The sequence below is a fragment of the Hutsoniella sourekii ATCC 700629 genome (assembly GCF_000518205.1).
Lineage (GTDB): Bacteria > Bacillota > Bacilli > Lactobacillales > Aerococcaceae > Hutsoniella > Hutsoniella sourekii.
Genome location: NZ_JADD01000047.1, coordinates 1 through 4,891, shown reverse-complemented (window position 1 = coordinate 4,891; position 4,891 = coordinate 1). Strand labels below are relative to the sequence as shown.

Annotated in this window: 5 protein-coding genes; all 5 read left to right on the top strand. The window is 40.2% G+C overall.

From position 1 onward, the window contains the following. A partial coding sequence (locus T408_RS0108970) for a terminase large subunit (protein WP_028119618.1) occupies window positions 1–1,483 on the top strand: 1,483 nt, incomplete at its 5' end. 16 nt (window positions 1,484–1,499) lie between these two features. Further along, window positions 1,500–2,741, top strand: a complete 1,242-nt coding sequence (locus tag T408_RS11375) for a phage portal protein (RefSeq protein ID WP_035420545.1) — start codon at window positions 1,500–1,502, stop codon at window positions 2,739–2,741. After that, window positions 2,731–3,432: a head maturation protease, ClpP-related gene (locus T408_RS0108960; protein WP_028119617.1), complete on the top strand. Its 702-nt coding sequence runs from the start codon at window positions 2,731–2,733 to the stop codon at window positions 3,430–3,432. The genes T408_RS11375 and T408_RS0108960 overlap by 11 nt, the downstream gene beginning before the upstream one ends. Window positions 3,433–3,437: 5 nt before the next feature. Beyond that, complete coding sequence (locus tag T408_RS0108955; RefSeq protein ID WP_035420543.1) at window positions 3,438–4,625, top strand: phage major capsid protein; 1,188 nt, start codon at window positions 3,438–3,440, stop codon at window positions 4,623–4,625. Next, window positions 4,625–4,891: head-tail connector protein (locus T408_RS0108950; protein WP_028119615.1), on the top strand; the 267-nt coding region annotated here is incomplete at its 3' end. The genes T408_RS0108955 and T408_RS0108950, both read left to right, overlap by 1 nt.

The following is a 4,891-nucleotide window of genomic DNA, read 5'->3' as shown; positions in this document are numbered from 1 at the left end:
CTGGGCGGGTAAACCATTCGAGTTGATTGATTGGCAAGAACAAATTATTCGTGATTTGTTTGGAATTATTAAACCAGATGGCCACCGTCAGTTTAATACCGCCTATGTTGAGATACCTAAGAAACAAGGTAAATCAGAATTAGCAGCTGCCGTTGCTTTGCTCTTAACTTGTGGTGACGGTGAAGAACGTGCTGAGGTTTATGGATGTGCAGCTGACCGACAACAAGCAATGATAGTATTTGATGTGGCAGCTGATATGGTTCGCATGTGTCCCGCCTTAAATAAGCGAGTAAAAATACTTACTTCACAGAAACGAATTATTTATCAGCCGACAAACTCATTCTATCAAGTCTTATCCGCTGAAGCGTATTCCAAACATGGTTTCAATATTCATGGAGTGGTGTTTGATGAGTTACATACGCAACCAAATCGAAAACTATTTGATGTCATGACGAAAGGATCTGGCGACGCAAGAACTCAACCACTATATTTCTTAATTACTACGGCAGGGACGGATACACAATCAATTTGTTACGAAACCCATCAAAAAGCAGAGGATATTATTGAGGGTAGGAAAACAGACCCTACATTTTATCCTGTTATCTATGGTGCTGAAAAAGAAGATGATTGGACGGATCCGGAAGTTTGGAAAAAGGCTAACCCCTCTTTAGGCATTACAGTACAGATGGATAAAGTTCATCAAGCATGTGAATCAGCAAAGCAAAACCCCGCAGAAGAAAATGCCTTCAGACAATTAAGATTAAATCAATGGGTTAAGCAAACGGTACGCTGGATGCCTATGGATGTATGGGATGCTTGTGCTTTCCCATTTGATCCTAAAGAATTAGAAGGTCGTGTCTGTTATGGCGGACTGGATTTATCTAGTACATCAGATATTACAGCCTTTGTGCTGGTGTTCCCACCAGAAGATGAAGATGATAAATATTATATTTTGCCATACTTTTGGTTGCCTGAGGATAATCTCGACTTGAGAGTGGCCCGCGACCACGTAAATTATGACTTGTGGGAAAAGGAAGGTCACATATTAACGACCGAAGGGAATGTTGTTCATTATGGTTTTATCGAACAGTTTATTGAAGAACTAGGCACAAAATATAATATTCGAGAAATAGCGTTTGACCGTTGGGGTGCCATCCAGATGGTTCAAAACTTAGAAGGTATGGGCTTTACAGTGGTTCCATTTGGACAAGGTTTTAAGGACATGAGCCCACCTACAAAAGAATTGATGAAGATAGCTTTAGAGAAGAAATTTGCTCATGCTGGACATCCTGTTTTACGTTGGATGATGGATAACATTTTCATACGAACGGATCCAGCTGGGAATATTAAGCCTGATAAAGAAAAATCGACAGAAAAAATTGATGGGGTCGTAGCAACTGTTATGGCTTTAGACAGATCCTTACGTCACGGATTGAATCAAGTGGAGTCGGTTTATGATGAACGAGGGTTATTTTTAATTTAGGGGGTAGAGGTGACTTATGAATCCAATCAAGCAATTATGGTCGAAGTTAATACGGAGTCCAGTAGAGAATAAGACAATACCTAGTAACCGTTTTTATTTTGGAAATAGTTCAGCAGGGAAGAATGTTAATGAACGGTCGGCAATGCAGATGACGGCAGTTTATGCCTGTGTGCGAATACTAGCTGAATCGGTTGCCAGTTTGCCACTTCATTTGTATTCAAGTAATGAGGATGGAAACAAAGAAAAAGCAAAGGAACATCCATTATATTTTATTTTACACGATGAGCCCAATCCCGAGATGACATCGTTTATCTTTCGTGAAACCTTGATGACTCATTTGTTATTGTGGGGAAATGCTTACGCACAAGTCATTCGTAATGGGAAAGGTGAGGTTGTCTCTATTTACCCTTTAATGCCAAATAAGATGAAAGTAAAACGAGATAATCTGACTAAAGAAATCATTTATGAATACTATCATGAAGATGGGAAAGTGGAGTTAAGCGATTTTGATGTGTTACATATTCCCGGTTTAGGTTTCGATGGTTTGATTGGATATTCACCCATTGCGATGGCTAAAAATGCTATAGGGATGGCTTTAGCTACTGAGGAATACGGAGCGAAGTTCTTTGCAAATGGGGCCCAGCCTGGCGGTGTGTTGGAACATCCTGGTATCATTAAAGACCCAGAAAGAGTGAGGGATTCTTGGTCGCAGTCCTTTGGGGGATCAAGTAATTCTAATAAGATTGCGGTGCTAGAAGAAGGGATGAAGTACACTCCCATTTCGATTTCACCTGAACAAGCTCAATTCTTAGAAACAAGAAAATTTCAAATAACTGAAATAGCTCGAATTTTCCGAGTACCACCTCATATGGTTGGTGACTTGGAGAAGTCGAGTTTTTCTAATATTGAACAACAATCGTTGGAGTTTGTTAAATACACCTTAGACCCCTGGGTACTTCGCTGGGAACAAGCAATGAATCGCGCCTTAATTTCTAAGAAAGATAAACCTTCCTATTTTATTAGCTTTAATGTAGATGGCTTACTTCGAGGAGATTACGAAAGCCGTATGAACGGGTATGCTACTGCCAGACAAAATGGCTGGATGTCAGCAAATGATATACGAACCTTAGAAAATCTAGATTTAATTTCAAAAGAAGATGGCGGGGACTTATATCTAGTCAACGGGAATATGTTGCCTTTAGAAAAAGCCGGGTCATTTTATCAAAGTAGGGAGAGTGAAGTAGACAGTGAATTATAAAAAGTTTTGGAATTGGAAAGAACCAGAAGAAAAGGAACCAAGGACACTCTATTTGAACGGGACGATTGCGGAAGAATCATGGTTTGAGGATGATGTGACTCCAGAGTTGTTCCGCGAGGAGTTATACACAGATGAAGGAGATATAGCTGTTTGGATAAACTCACCTGGAGGTGATGTGATTGCTGGGGCACAGATATATAACATGTTATTAGATTATCCCGGGCATGTCACGATAAAGATAGATGGCATCGCAGCTTCAGCTGCTTCGGTTGTCGCGATGGCTGGTGATTTGTTATTTATGAGTCCTGTTTCAATGTTGATGATTCATAACCCGATGACGGTTGCGATTGGTGATCATGTTGAAATGGAAAAGGCCATCGATATGTTGGCTTCTTTTAAGGATTCAATTATCAATGCTTATGAGAAAAAGACTGGTTTATCACGAGATGAACTCTCACAGTTAATGGATGCTGAGACTTGGATGGATGTAGGGAAAGCGATGGAGTTAGGCTTCTGTGATTCAGTGCTTCAAACACCATCTGATTATGTTTACAACGAATCAAAACCAACAATGTTGTTTTCTAGAAAAGCAGTAACCAATTCACTTTTAACTAAGGTGAAAGAAAGTCATGCAATTTCTGCCAAAGAGTTAGTCAGTCGCTTAGATACTATCAAAAACCAATGGGGGTAATTAATATGATGCAAAAATTAATAGAACAGCGTAATGAAACTTGGAATCAAGCAAAGTCATTTGTAGAAAGTCACCGTGACGAAAAAGGGTTAATGTCTGACGAAGACCACAAAACGTATGCTCAAATGGAAGCAGAAATTGAAAACTATACTCGTGAAATTAAACGAATGGAGCGTGAGAAACAAATGGATCAATCGTTAGCACAACCAACTTCGAAACCATTAACTTCTATGCCAGGAAACGTCAATGAATCAGAAAAAACAGGTCGAGCTCGAAACGAATACAAAGAAGCGATGTTAAATGCTTTTCGTTCGAATTTCCGAAATGTTTCGAATGTTTTGCAAGAAGGAATTGATACACAAGGTGGATATTTGGTTCCGGAAGAATATGACGAGCGCTTGATTCAAGGCCTAGAAGAAGAGAATATCCTGCGTAAGTTAGGTACAGTTATTCAGACTTCTGGAGAACATAAGATTAACATTGCGGGAACTAAGCCAGCAGCTGCTTGGATTGAAGAAGGAGAAGCTTTAACCTTTGGTGATGCTACTTTTGACCAAGTAGTATTAGATGCGCATAAATTACATGTCGCCATCAAAGTGACCGAAGAATTACTCTATGATAATGCCTTTAATTTAGAAAATCATCTCATGGACCAATTCTCTAAAGCATTGGCCAATGCGGAAGAAGAAGCTTTCCTAAATGGCGATGGTGTCAACAAGCCGTTAGGAATCTTTGCGACGGAAGGTGGCGGTGAAGTGGGTGTCACAACCACAAATGAGAAAATCACATCAGATGAACTTTTATCACTGGTCTATGCCTTAAAGCGTCCATACCGCAAGAACGCAGTGTTTATCTTAAATGATGCGACCTTAGCGTTAGTTCGCAAACTCAAAGATAACAATGGTGCTTATATCTGGCAACAATCATATCAACAAGGAGAACCAGATCGCTTACTAGGTTATCCAGTTTATACTTCAGCCTTTGCACCAGAAGTGACTAAAGGAGAACCTGCAATCGCGTTTGGAGATTTTTCTTACTATAACATTGGCGACCGTGGTATTCGTTCATTCCAAGAGTTGAAAGAGTTGTTTGCTGGTAATGGCATGGTTGGATTTGTAGCGAAAGAACGTGTGGATGGTAAATTGGTGCTACCAGAAGCCGTACAAATTCTGAAAATTGGTGGGGCAGCTTAATGCTGTCCTTGGAGGAAGTTAAAGGCTATTTGCGGGTAGATGATGACCATGATGATAGATTAATTGAAAACTTAATGGCATCAGCAACGGCTCTTTGTTTGGATGTAGCTCGATGTAAAACGAGTGAACAACTAGCCGTTTACCCGCATGCCAAATTAGCATTGTTGTTTACAGTCGCTTACTTCTATGAGCACCGGGAAGAAGCTGACCATCGTGAATTAACCTTGACTCTACGTGCATTTTTATTTGGAGTACGGCAGGAGGGG

Coding starts and splice junctions, on each gene's coding strand:
- T408_RS11375 (WP_035420545.1), top strand. CDS start 1,500: ATGAATCCAATCAAGCAATTATGGTCGAAGTTAATACGGAGTCCAGTA.
- T408_RS0108955 (WP_035420543.1), top strand. CDS start 3,438: ATGATGCAAAAATTAATAGAACAGCGTAATGAAACTTGGAATCAAGCA.